Raw genomic sequence first — 24,867 nt, 5'->3', positions numbered from 1 at the left:
TACGTTAGTGAAAACCCCGAGCTTCGCGATACTAATGAGTTCAGATAAGCAACGTCGGCTTTTTTCGCGTCGGAACTCGACCCGAAACGTCGGAAATGATTCGGTTCATTGATGAGTATCGAAATCGTTTCTCTACTCAGTTCATCTGCAAGACGTTAAACACTCACCGTGTTGGTGGTTTCATCACTTCTCGTGGCTATCGTCAATCAAAATCTCGTGGTGTGAGTGCTCGTAGCCTGCGTGATGCTGCTCTGATAGAGCATATCGTTGAGGTTCATGAAAGTAACTACAATGTCTACGGGATTCGTAAGATGTGGCACGCGTTGCGCCGTGAGGGGAAAAGATATTGGTCGTGAGCAAACCGCTCGTTTGATGCGCCGGGGCTACCGTACGTGGCTGAGGATGGGGGGAGGGGTTTCGGATCGGCAGCGCGGACCAAGAAATAATAGAAATCAAGGCGCATGCCTGGGAGTGAAACCCGGGGCACGCTAGTCTGTGGTTGGGGTGGGGCATGTCCTAATATCATGTTTTGTGATAGTGGCATTTGAGCTTCTGTTGGGGAGGATTTCTTGAGTTTTGTTGGTAATTTATGTATTTCTGAACATAATTCTGATGGGTAATTTAGTTACTAGTGTTTCAGGTTGTCTGAGGTGCTAGCTCTATTATTGGAAATCGCAAAGTGTATGAGGTAGCTTGGGGCCGCTGAATGGTCTGTTTGGCGCTTTTGTATGTTTGAAAACTTCGTGATGCGTCAATATACTCAGATCGATATTGTGGGACATGTTTATGGAAAATGGATTAAGCAATGGGGAAAACTAATAGTCAGTCGGCAAAACAGACACTTCTTGGTCTAATTCTTTTGCTTGTGCTTATAGCTGGTGTTGGCAAGGTTCTTTTTATGGTACTTGAGAAAGTGCCGGAACTTTTGTCTAAATTTTCTGCTCTGGATACGGCTATTATAGTAGCGCTAATAACGGGAACAATCTCGACTATCACTTATGTGGTGGGCAATATAGTCAATAATGTTATGGAGAAAAATTCGTATCTTCGGGAAAAGCGGAAGGAGCCATATTACCGGTTGATTTCTATGTTTTATGATGTACAAGCTGCGCATAAAGAGGAAAGGGATATGACCCAGAAAGAGCTTGTCGAAATATTAAATACGTTTAGTAAAGAGCTTACACTTTGGGGGTCTTCTAAAGCGATAAACTTATGGGGAAAATGGCGAGTTCAGGTAGGAGAAGGGGAAGCGAGCCCGGAACAGACCCTATTTGGCATGGAAGAAGTAATGATTCAGCTTAGGCGGGACATGGGGATGAGACGAGGGGTGAAGCGCGGTGATTTACTGCGTTTATTCATCAATAATATTGACGAATTTATCTAGTGACGATTAAGCGGAAAACACCTTGTGTTGTTGCAGTAATTAAAGATCGGGCAGAGCGGCGTCTCGATTATTTACAGTGTCACTCACGTTCGATGTAAAGCCGTCCGAATATGGTCTTGCGTGCATTATTTCGCTCAGCTGGCTTCGATGTACATGCCGCGTTCGCGCAATAAATTGAGGGTTATAGGACAAAAGTTATTGATTTTGGGTTAGTAGTCGTTGCGGTAGGGTGTGTGGGTGTGGAGTTCGTTCCAGTCAAGGCCGTTGCCCCAGCGATGGTTGTTGTGGTGGGCTCGGTGTCGGGCTGCGGCTTGCTGGTAAGCGCGCATGATGTCCGTGTTGGTGGGCATGATACGCAGGATTTCGGCTGGGTTGGCAGGGTTCTCGGTGTGTAGGTAGCACCACCATGACACTGCACGGATCCGGTGATCGATACTCATACCCCGATGACGGCGCAGCAGTTCACGTAAAGGCGAGTTGATACCTCCCTCGATCTGGTTATTCATCGCTGGTAGAGAACCGATTATTTCTCCGTCATCGTAAAGATCGGGATTGAGAAACGTGAACAAATGGCCACTATCGACCAGCCTAGACAGACTATTGCCAGCCTTGACGAGCCGCTCGTGTTTATCGACTAGTTTTCCTTTCTCGTTACGGGTTTTCTCGGCCAGGAACCCAGCCCAACGGTGACGCCAAGCATAGAAGCTATCGATCCATGCGTGCGCGTGTGCGGGAGTTTTCACATGCAATAGATCAACACCGATCCGGTAGAGCTGTCTGCCACATTCAGTTCGTGAGCGTGTGGTCGTGTAGCGTTTGACCTGTTGATAGGCGTGGAACGTGCAGCGTTGGACACGCGTGGAGGGCCACAATCGTGCCCGAGCTGTTGTGAAACCTGTGCCCCCGTCAGCCACGACCATACCGGGTGGTGGGATTTTCGCGAGCAGGTCCAGCCAGGCTTGGGTCGATTCACGTCTGGCCACATGCCAGGCAATCACATATTCGGGGCTGCAGGCGATCAGAATGACAGCATCGCGGCCTAAATGGATACCATCAACATGGATCACGCGGTGGTCTTGCCCATCGGGTTCGCATATCGGCCAGATCTCCCACAACACAGCGCTCCTGCGTCGGAAGGTCCGGCCCTGTCCAGGAAGTTCTCGCTGCGTGGTTTTCCCAGTCAGAACGTCTAAGAACGCGCGCAAATCCCGCGAAGTGACGTCGTTATGCCAACGCGAGGTTACCTTGCATGAGCAGCAGATCCAGCGTTGGTGGCCGCATTTGTCTTTACCGTTTTTGACCATGCCTTCACCACAAGTAGGGCAGTGTTTCTTGTTCGATCTCATACCCACTAGTATGCAACCGACTTTCACCACAATTTTTCCCTGCTATCACGCGGATAACTGGCAACAAAATCAATAACTATTGTCCAACCAAAAACTCGAGTCGAAACGAGTTTCTTTCCAGAAAACCCCACCCTAGCAACGAAAAACAGCAAAACCATCAATAACAATTGTCCGCTAGCCCCGGTTTTCAGATGAGGGCGCACGCAGTGGGTACCAGTAGCCAGATAGTCGGTAGTAGTTGACGCGTTCGAGAGTGCGCTGGGCAAGATCGTTATCTTCTATGTACATGCCGCGTTCGCGCAATAAATTGACCTGCGCAGCGTAGCATTTGAATGGTTTCGTATCTGCCATATCTAGGGCTATAGGACAAAATGTGTTGCTGGGGGTTAGTCCCAGGTGTTGTGGTAGGGGGTTGTGTAGTGTAGCTCGCTCCAGACTATAGCGTCTCCCCATTGGGGTATTTGGTTTGTTTGGTGTTCGAGGCGAGCAGCGTGCCAAGCATTGTTGATCTGACGGTCTGTTGGCATGGTCTGGAGGATTTGCGCTGGGGATAAAGGGTGCTCCGTATGCATGTAACACCACCAGAAAATTGCTTTAATTCTCCTCGTTAAACACATTCCTCGATGCTGGTAGAGCATATAGCGCAAGGAAGCGTTAACCCCTCCTTCAATACGATTATTCATTGAGGGGATCGATACTTGCCATACCGGGTCACAAAAGGTGAACAGTAGTCCTTGTTTGATGAGTTTGTTCAGCATTTTACGTGCTTTGACCAGACGTTGATGAGTGTAGCACCAGCCAGTTGGAGTGAGAGTTTTCTCGTTAAGGAAATCTTCCCAGTCACTAGCCCATTGAACATATTTCGTTATCCAGGTAATAGCTTGTTCTTTGTTAACAACACGGATAAGTTCTTTTCCTAAATCGTATAGTTCGATAGAAGCTTGAAGCTTAGGCCGAGTAGTTGTTGCTTGCTTGATTTGGGTAAACACATGGAAAGTACAGCGTTGATGCCGTGTTGTTGGCCAGGTAAGTCGTAACGCTTTAGCAAAACCACTACCCCCATCACTGACCACAACCCGTGCAGGAGCGATACGTTGCAATAAAGCGCTCCAGGCCCGGGTAGTTTCCCGTCGGGCTACATACCATCCCAGGACATAATTTTGACTACAAGCAATTAACACCACCGCTTGACGCCCTAAATAAATCCCGTCAACAAAAACAACATCATGAACCTCGTCAACCACAGGACTAAGCGGCCAGATAGACCATAAATCTTTACAGCGTCGACGAAATGATCTGCCGTGCCCAGGCATGTCTCGTTGCCTTTGACCGCTTAACAGCCATCGAAGGAACTCTTGTAAATGCTTAGCAGTCGAATCAATACTGTTTAAAGATCTCACCCCACACGCTTTACACCGCCAACGCTGCCGTCCCCGGCTCGTACGACCATGACGAATCATTTTACTGCTACATATAGGACATAAAGAAGTGTTCATACAATGAACACAACACCAACAAACTAAAACACGCATTTTCACGCGCTACAACAACGAAAACCCGCCCGTCCAGCAACACATTTTGTCCAACCACTTAGTTGACCCCAACAAACTAAAACACGCACTTTCACGCGCTACAACAACGAAAACCAAACACAACAACAACACTCAATGTCCTATAGCCCCGATTCTGTTAAGTATGCCAGTATAAATGAAGACCGGCCCTGGACCCAAAAGGGCGGAACCGGTCGTGATGCCAGTAAGTTTAACGGCAAAAGAACTTGGTTTCAAGCAAGAATCCAGAAGCCTAGCGAGCGAGTTTCACAAGTCGGATGTAAAGCCCATTCGATAAAATCGTCCTAACACACAGTTTGTAGCAGTAAAGGACGAAACTCGTGGCAAAGCGCAGTGATGTCAAATCGAAACGACCAACCGACACTCCAGCACGGCTGATTACCCGTTATTTCCATGATGTGCAAAAGCAAGCGTGCCTGCCCGAGCAAACGTTTAACTCGCGCACGCCTTTCGTTGAGATTCCTTTGGCGCAGCTGCGAGAGGGTGTTCTTTCGCCAAATATAACTGCAGAAATTTTCAAAAAAGAAAAGAACAACAAAACCAGTAGCGTTAGTGTTATCGTCTCGCTTGTCACCGCGGAGTCGGAAGGTAAAAAGTGGGGGCTGCTACTTGTGCCGTGCAGTGTGGATAGGGCAGGTACGTTATCTGGTAGCCCGAGCGATGGTGAGCCGTGGATTCCAGCGGCATGGCTGGATTACCCAGGAAATACTAATCTCACTATCGGCAAGCTTGTTGATTTGTGGAATTTTCGTACCAATTTCGGGGTATCTCAAGCATCTCGGGTAGATAGTTGGTCAGATTTTCTTTCTTATGCAATTTCGCTGTTCGAAAGCGTCGTTGGGAAGAAACTACATGATTGGACGACGTCGTTCGGCGTCGATTCGGACCAAACAATCAATACTGAGACGTGTTACCTGGTTGCGGGAGAGAATATTATTGCGAATAAGGCAATTGTTGAGTTGTATTCTGTTCTCGAAGAATCATTAGCAACTAACCCGGTTCCGTTGTATGAAAAGTTTGTTTCGGTACAAGATTTTGAGCAGAGGCTTGATGCTGATTTATCCGATCACGATACGCAGGTTGAAAGTATGGTGAAATCGTGCGGACATATGGGCGGTAAGTTCCCGCTCACACCATCCCAACGTACCGCGCTTCATGCGTTTTTATCTGATGACGACGGCGATATTACTGCAGTCAGTGGTCCGCCGGGTACTGGGAAGACGACGATGCTTCAAGCAGTTGTTGCCAATCTTGTTACCCGGCATGCGCTAGAAGGCGTTGATGCGCCACTGATTTTGTGTACCTCAACGAATAATCAAGCAGTGACGAATATTATTGATTCGTTTAGCTCGGTGGGGGCGCAAGCTCAAGGTGGTTTTGATGTGCGCTGGATACCAGCCGCGTCTGGTGCCAAGGCTGATGCTACAACCGAAGAGCCGTTACATAGCTTAGCTACCTACTGCCCGGCCGTTTCTAAGTATGATAGAGCGAAATCTCGTGGCTATCTCGTTGATACTTCAAAGAAGAATGGTGCATACTCCGATTATTCGGATCCGGGCTATATCAAGTCGGCTACTGATTATTTTCAAGCACAAGCAACGACATATCTTCAACCCAGTGCACAAGGAACAGCAGTCAGTATCGCGAGTATTCAACGGGTGCTCAAACAACAACTGGAGGAGGTCGATCGTCGTCGTCGCCAACTCATCATCAGCTTCAGTGACTATAGTGAAAGCCCACGTCCGTCCCAAACGATAGCCCAAGAATACGAACACGAAGCCCATCAGCACACCGAGCATGGCAGGCATGCGGTAACGAATCGTGGCCAGAGCTTGATGAAGAAACTCTTTCGCCGCTCCCGTTCCAAAGCAAGGAACACATCTGACACAGTACAACCGAACATAACGCGCGCAGAGATAGCTGGCCAAGAGCTGGAGAAGATCTTGGCAGAATTGCGCGTCACCGGCATCATTAGCACCGAACAGAGTCAGAAGATCCGCAACTCAAGGTCCCTTGGTGAACTCGATGAGATCCTTGACGTCACATTGCGATATCACGAGTTTTGGCTGGCTGTGCACTATTACGAAGCATCCTGGTTGCTCACGGCAGAAAATAACGAGTTTGTGCCAGAAGAAGACCGATACCAAACTATCGCGAAGGTGATGGAGAAGTATTGGCCGCAGGCATGTGCACTAACTCCGTGCTTCGTGATGACTACCTACCAAGTGCCCAAATATTTTTCGTTGTGGACTGGCAATAGGTTATATCCCCTATATAGCCTCTCCCGTGCAGATCTGCTCATAGTCGATGAAGCCGGACAAATAGATACCTCGATTGGGGCATCTGCTTTCGCGTTCGCCAAGCGCGCGATTGTTGTGGGCGACGAACGCCAGCTCGCACCGATCTGGAACATTGATCCAGTCACTGACGAAGATCTAGCTACCGGTGGCGAATCGTCGTCGAACAACGCAGGGGCATACTGGGACGTTATGAAAAAGCGCGGTTTAACGGCGTCACAGCCGTCGTCGGTGATGAAAGCGGCTAGTCATGCAGGTAACTGGGCGTATTCAGATCCGTCTAAGCAGCCGCGCCCGGGCTTGCTCCTATCCGAACACTTTCGGTGCCATTCGCGGATCATCGGATTTTGCAACGAACTCATATACGACGGGCAACTTCAACCGCGTCGCTCAGAACAAAACTATCGCCTCGCAGATACCGTAACTAACCCGTTCATGTTCTATCGTGTTCCGGGCACGCAGGACCAAACTGTCGGTTCGAGCCGGGTCAATCGAGAAGAAGCCGACGCTATCGCTCACTGGATCGGGGATAACTACGAATTTTTCGAGACGCGGTATTGCGGTGGGGATGACGACGGCGAAGCGCGGTTAGGTAAGAACGGTATCATCGGCGTCGTTACTCCGTTTGCTGCGCAAGCTACCCACATTAAACGTGCGTTGCATAAGCACTGTCCAGATATCGCCCATCACATTACGGTTGGCACTGCACATAGCCTGCAAGGTGCAGAACGGCCAGTTATCATCTTTTCGTCGGTTTATGGGGAAACGAGTGAACGGGCAGCGTTTATCGATAATACGTTAGAGCTGATGAATGTGGCGGTTTCGCGGGCAAAGGATCTGTTTATCGTCGTTGGGTGCCAAGCGCGCTGGAAAGATCAGGGTAGCGTGTTTAGCTTGGTGCGTAAATATGCTCAAACGCCTGTTGATTCGCCGTTTGTCATGGGTGCTGCGCAAGAATCTTTCGACGAGGAAGTGCTTTATGAAAAATCCTATTGGGAAGAACAGGGCTATCTGGTTGCGAGCGATATGTTGCGTGGTTGGGGCAGTGCTGTGAATCCCCAAGAGCTCAACAAAGTATTGATCCGAGATGGTTATCTGGTGCGCGATGACGATTTGCTACGGCCAACGAGCCGGGGAGCTAAAGAAGGTATCGTGGCGTATCGCGGTGAAAAGTCCAATGGCAAATCTTTTGTTAATGTTTGCTATTCGCCGCAGGCTCAAGAGCTGATTCGAGAGTTATACGGCTGAGACGGGGCCAGTTGTTGGGAATTAACCGATAAGTAAAACTCGTAATACGAAGCATGCGAAATCAGTTATGTAGCGTGAAATCTGAAGGTGCTTTACTTCCATTTAATCTAAACGATAGGTGATCGCTCGCGATGCATTATATGATGTTCCCAGTAAATTGAGTTGAAACAGTCATGCATGGTGGATATTGAATGTGAAAGAGTATGAGATGCCTAGTGATGAGCTTTACTTGCAGTGGAAGCGAGAAGAGGATATAGCACATATTGAGGGTTGGGATTTTTCGCATATCGAAGGACGGTATACGGAAGATACTGATTTGCCTTGGGATTTTTCTCAGGTTATCGGAAAGTATCTTGATGATTCCATGATGCTCCTAGACATGGAGACTGGTGGCGGTGAGTTTTTACTTTCGTTACAGCATCCCCATGAGAGGACTGCTGCGATTGAGGGATATGAGCCCAATGTGGAGTATTGTCGCAAAGTTTTATCGCCGTTAGGCATTGATTTTAGGCAAGCAGATGGTAGTGATACTTTACCGTTCGGTAATAACGTGTTCGACGTCGTTACTAATCGACATGGTGACTATAGTGTTTCTGAGATCAAGCGGGTTTTGAAATCTGGGGGCTATTTTATTACCCAGCAAGTTGGCGCGGAAAATGATCGCGAGCTGATTGAATTATTGTTGCCGGAGAACAAGGAGTTGCCGTTCCCGCAGCAGTATCTTGGTATGCGGGAAACTGAGTTGCAGGATAATGGCTTTGAGATTGTCGAGAGCGCACAAGCGTTTAGTCCGATACGGTTTTACGACGTCGGTGCGCTGGTGTGGTTTGCCAAGATTATTGAGTGGGAGTTTGCGGGTTTTTCTGTTGATCGGTGTCTCGATGGCTTGCGGAAAGCTCAGGAAATGATCGCCAGGGATGGGTTTGTTGCGGCACGAACCCATAGGTATTACATGGTTGCGCGCAAGAAGTAGAGTGCCTATTTGAGCGTGTATTGCACGCGGCGTTCATGGTTATCGTTAGTTATCGAATCTTACGTTAGATATCTAAATACTTTGCCGGGTTATTTAAAAGGTCATGGAAAGCTAGGTAGGCTCCACCTGTGACAGCCGCTAGGCGTCCTTCTTTAGATTTTTCTATGACGGGTAATGACCAACGCGCTGAGAGTAATCGATTCTTTATCTCATCCAATGCGTAGTATCGTAAATCATCGATCAACTCCGCCAGTGTTCCTCCCACGATGACGTGATCCACATCAGTGATGTTTATGATGGTTGTCAGGGCTTTGCCAAGGGCACGCCCGGCAGTTTCGATTGCGGCACGGGCTGTAGGATCAGTAGCACTAGCTTCACGTATAGTCTGCATCGTGACTGTTTGAGAAAAACCTGCTAGTCGGGAAAGTGCACCCCGTCCTAAGTATTGTTCGAGGCATCCAGTTGATCCGCATGGGCATTTTGGCCCAGCGGGGTCCACACACACGTGACCGAATTCTCCGGCCCAGCCATGTAATCCAGATACCTGCTTGTGGTCGAGCATTAAAGCGCCACCTACGCCAAATTCGCCGGAGATGTAGAGAAAGTTCTTGTTTTCAGAAGGTTTTCCAGGGCGAGAATAGGTACTGGCTACTGCGGCGGTGTTGGCTTCATTGAGTATCTGGAAATTATCCATTCCTTGGCAGAATTGCATCTGGTTACAAAGTGATATTTCCGCCCAATTAAGGTTAGGTGCGCGCAGAATCAGCTTACGATTCGTATCGACTAAACCAGGAACTGCAATCGTGGCTCCTACCAGTTGAGTGTGTGCGTTGCAGTAGCTATCGGCAAGTTGAATAAGTCGCTGGTCTAGTTTCTTTAGAACCGTTTGAGGATCGATAGCTGCTAGATTCTTTTCTTCGATGATTTCCGTTAACGTTTCACCATTGAGATCTACCATGCGAATGGCTACGTACCTCACGTTGATTTCGATTCCGATCCCTACGAATCGGCGCGCTACCAAACGCAGTGGCACAGCAGGGCGACCTGGAGTTGAGGCTGTCGAGGCCGGCATTTCTTCGATAACACGGCCAGAAATTAATTGATCCACGAGTTTTGAGGCAGTCGAACGTGTACAGCCTACGGACGTGGCGACTTCAGCCCGGGATAGTGGCTTTGGAGATTGCAAAATAGCGAGTAATGCTGAGTGTAGATTGGATTCTCGAGCACTTCGAGGGCCAGCTGCTAGCGGTGGCTGTGAAGAATTGATGTATGGGGACAACTCCAATCTGGTGAACCTCCTGACTCAATTTTGCCATATTAAATGATTTACTATAGCAGACATTTGTTGACAACATAGCACATTAGTGGTTGACAACATAGTGTTGCTGATTTAGTTTATCTTCTAAACTAACAGTTTATTAAGGAGTAAGTCGCCATGAATTTTCCATATGTTGCTGGAGTTGATTCCTCCACGCAGTCATGCAAGGTAATAGTGTGGGATCCGAAAACGCAATCCATTATTCGGCAGGGTTCAGCGCCACATCCCCAAGGGACTGAAGTTGACCCGGAAGCCTGGTGGCAGGCGTTTTTGCAAGCCTCAAAAGAGGCCGGCGGCTTGTCAGATGTTGCCGCGTTGGCAGTTGGTGCTCAGCAGCACGGTATGGTCACTTTAGATGCTTCGGGTGGGGTAATTCGCCCAGCGTTGTTGTGGAACGATACTCGCAGTGCATCTGCAGCTAAACAGTTGATCGATGAGCTTGGTAAAAAGCGTTGGATCGAAACGACAGGGTCAATGCCGGTAGCGTCGTTAACTGTAACAAAATTGCGCTGGCTAGCCGATGAAGAGCCGGAAGCGGTGGAAAAACTGGCTGCAGTTTGCTTACCCCATGATTATCTGAGTTGGCGTATTATGGGCAGTCGCGATATTGCAGATATTTTTACAGACCGCTCAGATGCCTCAGGTACTGGATATTTCGATCTTCATGATGGCGGTTATTGCCGTGACCTGCTAGCTCACGCGCTTAGGGTAGAAAATGACCGCGTGCAAAGCTTAGTTTTGCCCAAAGTGATTGCGCCGTTCGAAGCTGCTGCGACGGTAAGGCGAGATATTCCTGAGATCGGTTTGCTCGCTGGGACTCTTCTTGGCCCAGGTTGTGGCGATAATGCCGGTGCAGCTTTAGGGATTGGTTTAGGGCCTCGAGAAGCAGCGTTGTCCATCGGGACTTCAGGAGTCGTTTCTGTCGTAAGTGATCATCCGGTAGTTGACCTAGAAGGTGGCGTAAACGGTTTTATGGATGCGAGTGGAAATTGGTTATCTCTTGTCTCTACATTAAATGGAGCTCGGATTTTATCATCAACTGCTGAACTACTGGGAGTAGATTTTGCTGATTTTGATGCACTCGCATTATCGGTGACTGATTCACTAGGGTTGACAATGACTCCCTATTTTGAAGGCGAACGCACTCCGAATTTACCAGAGGCTAAAGCGTGTTTGACCTCCATGACTTTGGACAACTGGAAGCCGCAATACTTAGCTCGGGCGGCGGTTGAAAGTTTGTGTCTACTAATGGCTAACGCCTTAGCGACGATAACGCGTTGTGGGATTGGAGTTGACCGTATTTATCTCATCGGTGGCGGAGCTAAGTCGAAAGCGGTTCGAGAAATTATAGGCGAGTACATGGATGTGGAAGTGGCGGTTCCCAAGCCGGCTGAATACGTTGCCCTGGGTGCTGCGCGTCAAGCAAGTGTAATCTTGTAACTTTTAAAATTCGCTTGACAGAGATTTATAAACATATTAGTTTAGAGTCTAAACAAAAGTTTCTCAAAGGGGAGGAATGATTTTTATGCGACAGCCAACTAAAGAAGATAAGTTTTCATTTGGATTATGGACAGTGGGTTGGACAGCAGTCGATCCGTTTGGTTCAGCTACACGACCTGCCCTAGATCCTTGGGAGTACGCAACCAAACTTGCTGAACTCGGGGCGTGGGGGATTACTTTCCATGACAACGACGTATTTGACTTTGAAGCTAGCCAATCAGAGCGTGCCAAACGCATCCAAAATCTTAAAGCAGCCGCAGATCAGGCTGATCTGGTCATTGAAATGGTCACCACGAACACTTTCACACATCCCATTTTTAAAGACGGGGCACTGACGAACAATGATCGTGATATTCGCCGGTTCGGACTGCGCAAGATCCTGCGCAACGTGGATTTAGCAGCTCACATGGGTGCAAGTACATTCGTTATGTGGGGAGGGCGTGAAGGCGCAGAATATGACTCATCTAAGGATTTATATTCAGCACTCGAACGGTACAAAGAGGGTATCGACACTATTGCTGAATACATAAAGCAACAAGGATATGACCTGAAAATCGGCTTGGAACCGAAGCCAAATGAGCCGCGAGGCGACATTTTCCTACCAACAATAGGTCACGCTTTAGCGCTGATTGCTCAGTTAGACAACGGCGAAATAGTGGGTCTGAACCCCGAAACCGGACACGAGCAGATGGCCAACCTGAATTACACGCATGGTTTAGCGCAAGCTTTACATGCCAACAAACTTTTCCATATTGACCTCAATGGGCAGTCGGGAATCAAATATGACCAAGATAAAGCCTTTGGGCACGGAGATTTAGCTTCGGCATTCTTCACAGTAGACCTCCTGGTAAACGGTTTCCCCAATGGTGGTCCGCGTTATGAAGGTGCACGACATTTCGATTATAAACCCTCGCGAACTGAAGGGATGGAAGGAGTATGGGAAAGCGCTCGTGCCAATATGGAAATGTTTTTGATGTTAGAAGAAAAAGCCAAAGCATTTCGTGCCGATCCTAAAGTTCAGGAATTACTCAAAGCTGCCTCGATCGACCAGCTTGGCGAGCCAACTAGAGCGCCAGGAGAGACCATAGCTGATCTATTGGCGGAACCAGATCGGGATCTCAATGAACTAGCTGGCCGTGAATACCATTTTGTTGAACTATATCAGCAGGCTATGCGGCACTTAGTTGGATAACCAGATTTGAGAGAAGGCAAGCCATGAAATTCACTGATGGATATTGGCGTAAACTACCTGGCCTAGAGGTTCACCACCCACGCGAAATTCAAAGCATAGTCGCAATTCCTGATGGATTTAGAGCTTATGCTCCAACGCGTCACCTAAACTTTACCGGGGCAGAACTAGATCTAGTAATGCTTACCGTAAGTGTGCGCGGAGTTAGTGAAGGAATTATCAAAGTTACTCTCGAATACCATCAAGGTGACAAAGAGCAAAATCCAAACTTCGACTATATACCTACCACCGCAAAGACGGACGTAACCATTGGAGAATGTAATGCTGAGCTGAAAATAGGTTCTCTGAGCGCCCGAATCCAGGGTAAAGATAATTATAAATTATCGTTTTTACACGATGGAGAAGAAATAACATCAGCTATTGTAAAATCCACGGGTATCGTATTTGCTCCAGATGGTAAAAGGTACATCCATGAACAGCTAACGCTGCAACCTGGGGAAACAATCTATGGATTAGGTGAACGATTCGGGGCCTTTGTTAAAAATGGCCAAAAAGTAGAAATGTGGAATGAAGATGGAGGTACGGCTAGCGAACTTGCATACAAGAATATCCCGTTCTATCTTTCCTCTGCAGGATATGGAGTAATCGTTAATCATCCGGAAAAAGTATCGTATGAGATCGCATCCGAAGTCAATTCACGAGTGCAATTCTCGGTTCCCGGAAATAAATTAGAGTATTTCATTATTGCTGGGCCTACGCCCAAGGAAGCGTTGAGCCGTTATACGCACTTTGTTGGGTTGCCACCGCGAGTTCCGCAGTGGTCATACGGGTTGTGGATGTCGACGTCGTTCAAAACCGATTATTCCGAGACGTCGGTGAATCAACTTCTGGACGAATTCGAAGAAAATGATATTCCAGTTTCAGTTTTACACTTCGATTGCTATTGGATGCGTCCTTCGCATTGGTGTGACTTCATTTGGGATCCGGAAAAATTCCCGGATCCTGCACGAATGCTTGAGAGACTACATCAGCGCGGCATAAAAGTTTGTGTTTGGATAAATCCCTATATCGCGCAACAATCCTATCTATTTGCTGAAGGGAAAGAAAAAGGTTATTTACTAAAGGACCTTCATGGAAATGTGCGGCAATGGGACCATTGGCAATCTGGTATGGCGTGGGTAGATTTCACCAATTCACAAGCGTGCGATTGGTGGAAATCTAAACTTCGAGACTTATTAAAGCAGGGCGTAGATGCTTTCAAAACTGACTTTGGAGAGCGCGTCCCCACCGACGTCGTCTGGCATGATGGATCCGATCCGGAAAAGATGCATAACTACTATGCAAAACTCTACAACCAAAATGTCTATGAGGTAATTGCCGAAGAAAAAGGCGAAGAAGAAGCTCTAGTGTTTGCGCGCTCTGCCACTTTGGGATCGCAGAGCTATCCCGTGCATTGGGGAGGCGATAGCGAGCCAACATTTGTGTCTATGGCTGAAACTCTGCGGGGCGGACTTTCACTTGCTATGAGTGGTTTCGGGTATTGGAGTCACGATATGGGAGGTTTCGAGGGCCGGCCAGATAGCGATGTTTTCACCCGTTGGTATCCCTTTGGAATGTTTTCGAGCCACTCCCGCCTCCACGGCTCTGACTCATATCGCACTCCGTGGCTCTATGGAGAAACCGCTACTAAAGTCGCCCGACGGTTTACGCATCTAAAGAACCGGCTTTTACCCTACATACTCAATACGCAACAACAAGTCGTGGAAAACGGTATACCTTTTATGCGACCTATGATTTTAGAGTACCCCGAAGATATGGGCTCACGATACGTTGATACCCAATACTTCTTTGGCGACAAAATATTGGTAGCTCCGGTATTTTCACGAAAAGGGGAAGTTAATGTTTATTTACCTGTTGGAGGGTGGACAAACATACTCGACGGCCAACGGATTCCACAAGCTGGCTGGGTGAAGCAGATTCACTCCGAGGAGAGCTTACCTCTGTTGGTAAAAGATGGCGGCGTAATCCCTCTCGGGAAAACCTCACGGACTATTAACTACGATCCCGCTGACGATCCTATTTTACTGGTCGTAGGAGCATCGCAGAGCGAGGATCAGAAGTATTCGGTTTCTATCGCTGGTGAAGAAAAAGTTTCATTTGATATTGAACTTGATTCCGGATCAGTGTCCATAAAAAATCGCGGGGAGAAGGTTCCGTTCCGGGTTTTAATTATGGATAAGCAGCCAATTCGACGTATTTCACAAGGAAGTGTCATCGACGAGACCTGGGTCCCTGAGTTAGGAGCCGCTGTTGCAGTATTGCCAGATAAAGACGCACAAAAGATAGAGATTCATTTTGATCGGCTGTCTTCACTTTGATAACAGAACTAACAACATCTTTAGGAGAAAAATTATGAGAGCGAAAAAGTTTCTCAACAGAAGTATAGCTATTGCTACGCTGGGTGCATTACCACTACTAGGATTAAGCTCTTGCTCAGCTGATACCGCTAGCGAAAATAGCAGTGATACGGCAGGTGAGCAGACAATTTTACTGTGGGACTATCTAGGGCAAGATACTCCCAATGACGCTATGACGGCAGCTATCGAAAAATTCGAACAAACTCATGCCGGGGTTAAAGTCGAACGTAAGTCTTTCGCTTATGGAGATCTGTCGAAGTCTATTGTGCAGGCTGGTATTAGTGGGGAAGTCCCTGATATTGCAATTTTTGACAATGTTGATACCCAAAACTTCGCGTCCTTAGGTTTGCTGGAAGATATTACTGAAGAAACAAAGGATATGAAAGCGGACTTTTTTGAAGGGCCGTGGTCTTCTGGACAGCAAGAGGGGAAGACGTATTCCCTGCCACTGAACTCCAATAACCTAGCGCTTTTCTACAATAAAGATCTGCTCGATAAAGCTGGAGTATCAGTTCCAACTACTTGGGAAGAACTCGCGGATAGTGCCCGCGCAACTGCAACTGATGGCAACTTCGGCCTCGCTATTTCCGCAGTGAAAAATGAACAGGGCACTTTCCAAGTCCTACCGTTTGTTTGGCAAACTGGCGGTGACTTGGATAATTATGCGCAATCTGGTGCTGAAGCATTAGGCTATCTCGCTGATTTAATTGATACCGGGGCAATGTCAGCCGCAGTAGCTAATTACTCACAAGAAGATGCACGTACCCAGTTCATTACAGGTAAGACTGCCATGATGTTTAACGGTCCGTGGGAGATTCCCAACGTGAGTAAAGATGCTGATTTTAACTGGGGAATCGCTCCACTACCGGCAGGAAAAGTTGCTGCTACTGGTTTAGGTGGCGAAAATATTGGTGTATTTGCAGGAGCTAAAAATAAGTCTGGCGCAACAGAACTATTGAAGTTCCTCTCCGGTTCGGAAGGCTCAAAGATATATTGCGATATATCCGGGCAGCTCTCTTCTCGGAAAGATTTGGCTGGCAAACTTCAATTGTCTTCTGATGAAAAAATGCAAGTGTTCGAAAAGCAATTAGAAGTGGCGAAAGCTCGAGCTTATGGCGGTAAATACAACGAAATTTCTACTGCTGTTCAGCTCTCGATTCAAGAAGCTCTCACGGGTGCTAAGACACCGGAACAAGCCGCTAAAACAGCTGCCGATACTCTAGCCCCACTCTTGCCAAAGAAGTGATAACCCATGGCAGATACCACGAGTATGGCTGCTAAAAAACTACGCTCCCAGCGCCGAGTGTACTCGCGAGAGCGGGCAACTCGGCGCTTGGGACTAGCAATGGCGGCACCGGCGATAACATACATTCTCGTTTTTTTGGCTTTTCCGCTACTTTATAATGTGTTTTTGAGTCTGGTGGATGCCAATGGAGCGAAGCTAGTATCGGGTGATCTGAGTTTTAATTCCTTTGCAAACTACTCATACACGTTGTCTGATCCAGGTTTTTGGAACAGTCTAATTTTGTCACTGATTTTCACGAGTGTTTGCCTTGTCCTGCAATACATTGCAGGATTTGCGCTCGCGTTATATTTTCAACGACCTTTCCCTGGAAACGGAATTATTCGCGCGATTTTGTTAGTGGGATGGATTCTTCCCCCAGTCGTTACTGGAACAATTTTTAAGTGGTTATTCGATTCTGATTATGGTCTACTCAACTATATTTTGGAGTCCCTACATCTCATTTCAGAACCAGTACAGTGGCTAACTACCGGGCCGACAGCCATGGCTGCAGTCATTATTGCTAACCTCTGGGTCGGGATTCCCTTCAACATGCTTTTGCTTCTCTCGGGACTACATACAATTGACCAAACCCTCTATGAAGCAGCTCAAGTTGATGGTGCTAATTCCTGGCAACAATTTTGGAAAATAACTTTTCCAATAATGAAACCAGTGACTATATCTGTCCTACTCCTTGGAGTTATCAACACCTATAAAGTTTTCGATTTGATCTACACCATGACTAAAGGTGGGCCGGTGGACTCCACTACAACCTTGCCGGTCTACACGTATTTGAAAACATTCCAAGTATTCCAATTTGGTTATGGTGCGGCGGCTTCGGTTTTGACTTTGCTCTTGCCGTTGGGATTGTCATGGTTCTACGTGCGAAGTCTTCGGAAGGAACAATAAAGATGCCTGGTATGACGAAAAGTAAGAATACAAATAGCCTCACTCAACGCCGTCAGCGGCGGCTCTATGTGAAATCGGTGGTTGCTTGGGTAATTGCTATTGTCTATCTATTTCCCGTCTACTGGATGATCAATACTTCCTTAAAGACGTCGAAAGACATGTTTAGTGATCCTCCACAACTTATTCCAAGTAATCTGTATACAGGATCCTATACGGCAATGTTTACTGATAGCTTTGGTATTTTCCAAGCGTTGCTCAATTCGTTATTCATCGCATTGTCGGTGCTAGTGCTGACGTTGTTTATTGCGATTCCTGCTTCGTACGCGGTTGCACGTATGCGCGATAAAGTCACTACCACGATGATGGTTATGCTCACCGTGGTTCAATTACTCCCGGCGATCGCAATATCGGTACCCATGTTCGTGATGTTCCGCCAAGTGTCCTTAACAAATACTTTCATTTCCATCATTTTGGCAGATATCGCAGTCACTTTACCTTTTGCAGTTATTTTATTGCGTCCCTACTTTGCGCAATTTCCTTATGATGTCGAAGAAGCTGCGAAACTTGACGGATTATCAACCCTGCAAACTATTGTGCGGATTGTGATTCCAACAATACGCCCGGGGGTCATTATGATTGGTTCGTTTGCTTTCCTCATGGCATGGGGAGAATTCACGTTTGCCCTGACGTTACTGACAGACCAAAACATCCAACCTCTTACGGTGGCATTGAATAGGTTGATTGGACAGTATGGAACGAATTGGAATGACCTTATGGCGGTGGCGACTTTGATTGCATTGCCAGTTTTGCTGGTATTCATAGCCCTGCAGCGCTACATAGTGGGAGGTCTGGCTGGAGGAGCCACCAAAGGCTGAGTGTTAAGAATTAATATCTGGCTGACTTCTGTTCTGTTTCTGGAGCTATTTGTTCGTAGCGTTTAGGGCCGGCTTGTCACGCTTTACTTCCCAACTGAGAGTAGCGACATCTACTGCGTGTTAATGGTTGTAGTTTTGCCTGGCAGTAAAGACGGCGGTTTCCATGAAATATTGGTGGAAAATGCTTATGTTGGTCAATTGTTTATAGAGTTTCTTCAGTTGCATTGACGTCGGTAGAGCTATCCTCGTGGGATTGCAGCAATTGATTGATTCGCATTTCTTTCTCGACTATAAACCTTTTATTGTAAAAGACGTCTGCGAACTCTAAAACAGTATTCATTTGAGCGGTGTCGTACAAAGAACCAAACACGCTGCCAATGACAGGGATAGATTTTCCGATTGTTTTTTGCGTAAGGCTCCTGCCGATTTGTTCGAATACGCCTTTGAATAAGCTATTTTCTAAACCCTTTTTACCAGCATTTTCTAAGGCTTTTTTAGCTGCCGTATTGGCCAATGCGCGCATTTGCGTGGCTAGTAGACTAGCTCCACCTCGTGCTGCCATTTCTGTCCAGGTCTTTTTCGCTGTTTGTTTCACGGCTGACAATTCTGCGAAAACCATGAACTTGCTAATTGTGCTCGTCAGCCCATCTGTCCCTTGTTGGTTAGGGTTGAGTGCATTCATAAATACTTCACTGGCGATGACGAGTTCTGTTGCGTCATTTTTAACGTCATAGCCGTAATGCATGGCAATCGATTGGACGCCGCGATAATAAATGAAGGTGCTTAGTGCAAGGTTGAATGGTAATCCAACGAAGCCGAAATAGCCTGTTACACCACCTTCGATGAGAGCTAATGCTAAACCGCTGGTTTTATATGAAGAAACTACTTCCGCTATATCGTAAGAGCGTGCTAGACAGATTTCCTTCAGATCTGTTATCTCATTATCTGCTATCTTTTCGTTGACGTTATTGATAATACTAGTTTCACTTATGGAGTATTTTGCAACTGTTTTTGTGACAACATCGAAGCCGTTCGTTATTACTTCGAGAGCAGAAGCGAAAAGATCTTGCTCGGAGATGGTCGCTTTTACGGAGGATCCGAAATCCAATAGTTGCTGCGGTGTGTATTCGTAAATTAGGTCGCCGAGCTGATTTAACGTGGAGGGCGCAACTAGCTTTTCGTAGCGCTCAGATAGTAGTTCTAGTGAACGTGTTTCCTTCGCATCGATTATTAGAGTAGGAACTTTATACGCCATATTCTCTAGTGTGGGTTGTTGTTAGTGTTTCCCTGATGTTTCCATATGTAAACATCAGGACGGGCGGTAGGCGCAAGGGACGGATAGTGTGGCCGTGGTCTTGAGTTAAAATCGATGGATTCGTGGCGAAAAGGCACAAGGCTATTGTTTTGCTATACTTAAATCGTTTACGATATGTAAACGAAAGCAGTATTAGGTGGTGTGTGTGGTAGAGCTTGAAAATCTAGCAATGTCGCAGTGGGGTATGTTCACTACCGCACAAGCTCAACAAATGGGAGTGCGGCGTAATCAAATCTCTCGACTCCGCGATGCAGGTCGTGTAGAAGAGCTGACCTATGGCGTGTACCAGTATGTGTCTGGTAACCAAACCTCGCATGCTGATGTCAAGGCTGCGTGGCTATCGGTCTTTCCAAAAGAAACAGTTTACGATCGGCTCAACAAACCGTACTTTGATGCGGTTATTTCTGGCAGAACTGCGGCCTATATGCATGGTGTTGGGGATTTTCATGCTTCTCCGTATACGTTCACGCTGTCTGTGCGTAAACAAACCACACGTGATGATATCCGTTATTTTCGTCAAGAGATTGACCCAAAAGATATTATTCTGGTCGAGCAGGTGCCAGTGACCACTATGGAACGAACTATTTATGATCTTATCCGGCTCGGTGAAGATCCTGACCTGATCGCAAACATTATCGCTGATGCCGCCCGCAATGAATATAGATTCGATCAAGAACGTCTTGCCTATCTGCTTAAACCGCTGGCAAAGAAGCATGGATATTCAACAGGAGATGGGGAAGCGTTTGCCCGTGACTTGTTCGCGCGTAATGCTGCTTTGCTGCAGTTGAACGCCGGTGTTGCAACTCTAGCGCAGTCTTTTGAAATGATAACAGAAGCCGGAAAGGCTATGCGTGCTCAACATAATATGTTGAAAGACTCTGCAGAGGCAATAGCGAAAACTACCGGGTTGTATTCTGAAAGCTACCGATCACTCATGCGTACTCTTTCGATGGCATCAGAGATCCAGGGATGGTTTAAAAGTCTAGAATTGAGGAAAGAGTCTATGAAAGCTCTAAACGACTCACTGCGTCAAAGTATGCCGGATTTTAGCGAGCTTGATTTGATCTTGGGGAAGGCCGACGACGATGACTGAACGTCGTTATCGCACTGCTCGTGCGCTTGAGCTCGCTGTTAAAGAGAGCGCGAAAAAATCTTCCCAGAATACGAACCACGCCCTAGAAGGATACTATACGGGGAGGTTTCTAGAAAGAATCTTTAGTGAAGACCCGCCAGCGTTTATTCTCAAAGGTGGACGAGGCATGCTCGCTCGAACGATTGATGCGAGATATACGCGCGATACCGACGTCGTCTACAACGGCCACGATCTTGAAGAGGCTGTTGACGAGCTCAAGCGTATCGCAAGAATTGACCTTGGCGATTATCTTGAATATACGGTTGAGCCCGATCCGCAACTGATCGCCAGTAATCAAGAATATCGCGATGGTTATCGAGTAAAGATATCGGTGCTTTTCGGTAAAACGAAGAAACTCAATGCAATAACGCTTGACCTCGTTGTTGATCGTATTGCGATTGAAGAAACAGATGCTATTGAACCGGCAAATCGATTGAGTGTCGAGGGGATTCCGGTATTCACCTATCGTGTTTATCCAGTAGTGAATGCTATAGCGGATAAAGTATGTGCAACTATGCAACGCTATGAAGGAGGCCGAGCCTCCAGTCGGGTTAGAGACCTCGTGGACCTCATTATTTACATGCGAAATGAAGACATTGATGGAGATGCGCTTTCAAAACAACTAGCGTCAGAAGCACGGATTCGACGGCTAGGGACGCTGGATTCATTCCATGTTCCAGAGGATTGGCTGAGCAAGTACTCAGATGGTTTCCGAAGGATAGCTAAAGAAGCAAAACTTCCGGTAGAGCTACAAGATATCATGAGTGCTGAAGAGCTAGTAAAGACTTGTATTGACCCGGCTCTAGCGGGAGAAACCGGCGGGGCTGTATGGGATTCTCGTAATTTGCGTTGGGAGAAGAGACGGCAAGAACAATGAATCTGAAATTAGATATGAGTCTCGTTCAAGGGTATCGGAGTAGCTCCCAACAGATCCGTGTTGCTAGTGAAGCTTGGGTTGCTCAGCATGTTTATTGCCCGTATTGCGGGAACTTGAAGCTGAATCATTTTGAAAATAACCGCCCAGTTGCCGATTTGTTTTGTGGCCAATGTGCGGCGCAATATGAGCTGAAAAGTAAGTCTGGAAAAATAGGCAGCAAGATCACTGATGGTGCGTATTCGACAATGATTGAGCGGATATCAAGCAATCAGAATCCTGATTTATTCGTGATGTCTTACGATAAGGGATCTTATGCCGTCAACAGTTTATTGATGGTTCCGAAGTACTTTTTCGCGCCGAAAGATATTGAAAAGAGAAAACCGCTGGCAGATACGGCAAGACGTGCTGGTTGGGTGGGATGCAATATCTTATTTAGTGAAATTCCGCGGCAAGCGTTGGTCTATTTGATCAAAGATGGGCAGTTCACTGATTTTGAAAAAGTGCGTAAACAAGTATCTGCTAATAGCAGTTTGCGTCTTGAAAACCCTAATTTACGCGGGTGGTTACTAGACACTTTGATCTGTATCGAGCAGCTTGATAGAGCAGAATTTTCACTCCGAGATCTCTACAATTTTGAGCATGTCCTTAGCCAGAAGCATCCCCAAAATAAGAATGTGAAAGCAAAGATACGTCAGCAACTGCAACTCCTACGTGATAGAGGTTTTATCGAGTTCTTAGGTAATGGATACTATAGGAGAGCAATATGATTCAGCACCGTTCTATGTTCCCCGCTATCACCGGTTAACTTTTTTATGTCCACCATGCGGACAGTTTTCCTGTAGTTCTATTCTCTGCGCTCAAACGTCACCGATATCGATGGTCGCCAGTAGCATCGCAGCGTTTAAGTGAAAAGCCCAGCAAGAGTTTGATCCGAGATGGTTATCTGTGCGCGACGACGGTGTGCTACGGCCAACGAGCCGGGGAGCTGAAGTGGGTATCGTGAGGTACCAGGGTGAATCTCGCGATGGTAAAACTTTTGTTAATGTTTGCTATTCGCCGCTGGCCCAAGAGCTGATTCGAGAGTTATTGGCTGAGACGGGGGCAGTTGTTGGAAATTAACCGACAAGCAAAACATATTTACAGGAATTAATTATCGCCAAATACAGGAATATTAATTCGATATTTACAGGAATTTGATATGATTCTTATAGATAGGGGGGGAAGCATGGAATATTTACCAAGAATAGTAGACAAACTTTTAACTGATAGATTACATGCCAAGGGAGCTGTCTTAATAGAAGGACCTAAATGGTGTGGGAAAACTACAACAGCCAAAGAGCTTTCCAACAGTATGATTTCTATGGATCAGCCTAATATGTCAAAACAATATAAAGAAATGGCATCGATCGATCCACAAATCCTATTAGATGGCGAAACGCCAAGATTAATTGATGAATGGCAAATTGCACCGAATTTATGGAATGCAGTTCGATATGAAGTCGACCAGCGTAATGAGATGGGACAATTTATTCTCACTGGTTCAGCTATTCCTGCAGATTTAGATGATTCCTTTCATACGGGTACCGGCAGAATATCGCGTCTAAAAATGAGAACAATGAGTTTGTCTGAATCGCAAGAATCCAATGGGCAAGTCTCTCTTAACGCGTTATTTGCAGGAGTTACCCCAAGTGGTCAAAGTCAAACGGCGATTGACGAATTGGCGTTTTGGATATGCAGAGGAGGGTGGCCAAAATCAATTGCGTTAGCAGAAAAGCCGGCTTTATTTCAAGCGATTGACTATCATGAAGCCCTGATAAATCAAGATATAAGTAGGGTGGATAAGGTTTCTAGAAACAAAGAAAAAGCCAGGAGACTCCTACGGTCTTATGCGAGACATGTTGGTAGTCAAGCATCATATGCGGTAATGAGAAAAGATATGTTGTCCAATGATGTAAAAACCTTTGATGAAAAGACATTATATTCTTATCTGGATGCTCTAACAAAAATTTTTGTCATTGAGGATTCGCCAGCTTGGAATCCGAACCTAAGATCTAAAGCAGCTATACGCACTACAGATACTCGGTATTTTGTAGACCCGTCAATAGCGGCCGCATCCTTAGGAGTTGGGCCTCGAGATCTGATAAATGATTTAAATACTATGGGTTTTTTGTTTGAGAATCTGGCTATGAGAGATTTAAGAATTTATTCTGACAGTTTATATGGAAATGTCTACCATTATCGGGATAGTTCAGGTTTGGAATGTGATGCTGTTGTTCATTTACGAAATGGCAACTACGGACTAATTGAAATTAAATTAGGCGGCGATTCACATATAGAAGCAGGCGCAAGAACGTTATTAGATTTAGCAGCGAAACTTGATTTCGATAGAATGAAGCCACCTTCATTTTTGATGGTCTTATGCGGAGTGGCACCCTTTGCGTATAAACGAAAAGACGGGGTTTTAGTAGTGCCGATTTCGTGTTTAAGGGATTAGGAAGAGTAGGAGGCAAGCGTGACTGACTTCCAAGAAGATGTTAATGAACTCGTCGAAGGGTTATCCCCTTTCCCTGAGGGCGTGTTTGTTCCGGACCAGCCTTGGCTTGCCAACTATTTTCTGCCTTTAATCTCTATCGATTTAGGTCTGCTGCAAGAGGAGTTACGCGGGACTGTTGTGCACATGTTGAATCCGTTTGAACCCTATGACGGTTTGATTGGGGAGGGGACTGAGGAGTTTCATACCGAGTTTTGCGGGGAGAACTGGCTGGCTTTTGAGTTGACCCCAGATAACAAGTACCGATTCTTAGCTAGCGAAGACTATTTTCTCTCCTCACCTACTCATGGGGACGAGGATGAAGACATGGCTGAGGTCATCGAAGAAATGAAGGCGATCTATCAGCGTAGTCGGGACCGTTTCCACACGACGGGGAAACTGTTGCCCTGGCAGGAGAGTAATCCGCAGGCTTTCATGGACGTACTGGGTGGCGAGATTTCGTACGGAAACTGGTCTGAGACATCACCTGTCCCGCCTGCTTTTGAGATGACGATTGATCCAGCGGACGGTCTGCCCAACGATGGGATTTCACTGTCCTATCAGGGCAGAGAGTTCTTATTTGTGGGCGAGGTTGCCGGCTACAACTATTGCGGTAGCGGGGCGGATGCTATCGTGCTGTTCTTCGAGCCTAAGAGTCGCATCGCGTTGTTCACCTACGACTGGTCTTAGTGCTTCAGCTGCTC

The 24,867-nt window shown here is 46.7% G+C and carries 21 protein-coding genes; 16 read left to right on the top strand and 5 right to left on the bottom strand.

All coding sequences use genetic code 11. The annotated features are described in order from the left end of the window. Positions 1–95 precede the first annotated feature (95 nt). Positions 96–356 (top strand): IS3 family transposase, encoded by a 261-nt coding sequence (locus tag NG665_RS06445; protein ID WP_252672895.1) that lies wholly within the window; start codon positions 96–98, stop codon positions 354–356. Between the two features lie 449 nt (positions 357–805). Next, the gene (locus tag NG665_RS06440) at positions 806–1,384 is read left to right on the top strand and encodes a hypothetical protein (RefSeq protein WP_252672894.1); all 579 of its coding nucleotides are present in this window, start codon (positions 806–808) and stop codon (positions 1,382–1,384) included. Positions 1,385–1,593: 209 nt separating this feature from the next. Here the strand turns inward: NG665_RS06440 and NG665_RS06435 are convergent, their stop codons facing one another. The 3 genes from NG665_RS06435 to NG665_RS06425 form a co-directional block, all read right to left on the bottom strand. Continuing rightward, positions 1,594–2,730, bottom strand: coding sequence for an IS1249 family transposase (locus tag NG665_RS06435; RefSeq protein WP_289812913.1), 1,137 nt, complete (start codon positions 2,728–2,730; stop codon positions 1,594–1,596). Positions 2,731–2,904: 174 nt separating this feature from the next. Continuing rightward, positions 2,905–3,081 carry a hypothetical protein gene (locus NG665_RS06430; RefSeq protein WP_252672893.1) on the bottom strand — a complete coding sequence of 59 codons (177 nt, stop codon included), beginning with the start codon at positions 3,079–3,081 and terminating at the stop codon, positions 2,905–2,907. Positions 3,082–3,116: 35 nt separating this feature from the next. Next, positions 3,117–4,226 (bottom strand): IS1249 family transposase, encoded by a 1,110-nt coding sequence (locus tag NG665_RS06425; protein WP_252672892.1) that lies wholly within the window; start codon positions 4,224–4,226, stop codon positions 3,117–3,119. 395 nt (positions 4,227–4,621) lie between these two features. Between NG665_RS06425 and NG665_RS06420 the strand changes: the two genes are divergently transcribed. Together NG665_RS06420 and NG665_RS06415 are read left to right on the top strand one after the other, a co-directional pair. After that, positions 4,622–7,846, top strand: a complete 3,225-nt coding sequence (locus tag NG665_RS06420; RefSeq protein ID WP_252672891.1) for a DEAD/DEAH box helicase — start codon at positions 4,622–4,624, stop codon at positions 7,844–7,846. 208 nt (positions 7,847–8,054) lie between these two features. Beyond that, on the top strand, positions 8,055–8,819 hold the full coding sequence (locus NG665_RS06415) for a class I SAM-dependent methyltransferase (protein ID WP_252672890.1): 765 nt from the start codon (positions 8,055–8,057) through the stop codon (positions 8,817–8,819). Between the two features lie 64 nt (positions 8,820–8,883). Here NG665_RS06415 and NG665_RS06410 read toward each other — a convergent pair whose 3' ends face one another. Further along, a complete protein-coding gene (locus tag NG665_RS06410; RefSeq protein WP_252672889.1) occupies positions 8,884–9,927 on the bottom strand; it encodes an ROK family protein in 1,044 nt (347 codons plus the stop codon). Positions 9,928–10,254: 327 nt separating this feature from the next. Here NG665_RS06410 and xylB point away from each other — a divergent pair, with 327 nt between their 5' ends. From xylB to NG665_RS06380, 6 genes are all read left to right on the top strand, one after another. Continuing rightward, entirely contained in the window at positions 10,255–11,577 is a 1,323-nt protein-coding gene (xylB, locus tag NG665_RS06405) for a xylulokinase (RefSeq protein WP_252672888.1), read from the top strand. Positions 11,578–11,662: 85 nt separating this feature from the next. Further along, the gene (gene xylA, locus NG665_RS06400; RefSeq protein ID WP_252672887.1) at positions 11,663–12,829 is read left to right on the top strand and encodes a xylose isomerase; all 1,167 of its coding nucleotides are present in this window, start codon (positions 11,663–11,665) and stop codon (positions 12,827–12,829) included. 23 nt (positions 12,830–12,852) lie between these two features. After that, positions 12,853–15,204, top strand: a complete 2,352-nt coding sequence (gene yicI, locus NG665_RS06395) for an alpha-xylosidase (protein WP_252672886.1) — start codon at positions 12,853–12,855, stop codon at positions 15,202–15,204. 34 nt (positions 15,205–15,238) lie between these two features. Beyond that, positions 15,239–16,489, top strand: a complete 1,251-nt coding sequence (locus NG665_RS06390; RefSeq protein WP_091280409.1) for a sugar ABC transporter substrate-binding protein — start codon at positions 15,239–15,241, stop codon at positions 16,487–16,489. Positions 16,490–16,513: 24 nt separating this feature from the next. Continuing rightward, positions 16,514–17,434, top strand: a complete 921-nt coding sequence (locus NG665_RS06385; RefSeq protein ID WP_252672885.1) for a carbohydrate ABC transporter permease — start codon at positions 16,514–16,516, stop codon at positions 17,432–17,434. 11 nt (positions 17,435–17,445) lie between these two features. Continuing rightward, entirely contained in the window at positions 17,446–18,309 is an 864-nt protein-coding gene (locus NG665_RS06380; protein ID WP_252672884.1) for a carbohydrate ABC transporter permease, read from the top strand. Between the two features lie 202 nt (positions 18,310–18,511). Here NG665_RS06380 and NG665_RS06375 read toward each other — a convergent pair whose 3' ends face one another. Further along, entirely contained in the window at positions 18,512–19,564 is a 1,053-nt protein-coding gene (locus tag NG665_RS06375) for an EcsC family protein (RefSeq protein ID WP_252672883.1), read from the bottom strand. Positions 19,565–19,769: 205 nt separating this feature from the next. On the opposite strand from NG665_RS06375, the gene NG665_RS06370 reads away from it, so the two are divergent. The 6 genes from NG665_RS06370 (at position 19,770) to NG665_RS06350 (ending at position 24,853) form a co-directional block, all read left to right on the top strand. Next, on the top strand, positions 19,770–20,717 hold the full coding sequence (locus NG665_RS06370; RefSeq protein ID WP_252672882.1) for a type IV toxin-antitoxin system AbiEi family antitoxin domain-containing protein: 948 nt from the start codon (positions 19,770–19,772) through the stop codon (positions 20,715–20,717). Beyond that, a complete protein-coding gene (locus NG665_RS06365; protein WP_252672881.1) occupies positions 20,710–21,633 on the top strand; it encodes a nucleotidyl transferase AbiEii/AbiGii toxin family protein in 924 nt (307 codons plus the stop codon). The genes NG665_RS06370 and NG665_RS06365 overlap by 8 nt, the downstream gene beginning before the upstream one ends. Beyond that, a complete protein-coding gene (locus NG665_RS06360) occupies positions 21,630–22,400 on the top strand; it encodes a DpnI domain-containing protein (RefSeq protein ID WP_252672880.1) in 771 nt (256 codons plus the stop codon). Before NG665_RS06365 ends, NG665_RS06360 begins: the two co-directional genes overlap by 4 nt. A gap of 223 nt (positions 22,401–22,623) precedes the next feature. Beyond that, positions 22,624–22,752 (top strand): hypothetical protein, encoded by a 129-nt coding sequence (locus NG665_RS08675; RefSeq protein ID WP_289812912.1) that lies wholly within the window; start codon positions 22,624–22,626, stop codon positions 22,750–22,752. Positions 22,753–22,831: 79 nt separating this feature from the next. Continuing rightward, positions 22,832–24,127 carry an ATP-binding protein gene (locus NG665_RS06355; RefSeq protein WP_252672879.1) on the top strand — a complete coding sequence of 432 codons (1,296 nt, stop codon included), beginning with the start codon at positions 22,832–22,834 and terminating at the stop codon, positions 24,125–24,127. An 18-nt stretch (positions 24,128–24,145) separates the two neighbouring features. Further along, positions 24,146–24,853 (top strand): hypothetical protein, encoded by a 708-nt coding sequence (locus tag NG665_RS06350; protein WP_252672878.1) that lies wholly within the window; start codon positions 24,146–24,148, stop codon positions 24,851–24,853. Positions 24,854–24,867: the final 14 nt, after the last annotated feature.

Source organism: Arcanobacterium pinnipediorum (assembly GCF_023973165.1).
Classification (GTDB): Bacteria; Actinomycetota; Actinomycetes; order Actinomycetales; family Actinomycetaceae; genus Arcanobacterium; species Arcanobacterium pinnipediorum.
Note: the sequence above shows the minus strand (reverse complement) of the source record. Positions and strands in the feature narration are given on the sequence as shown.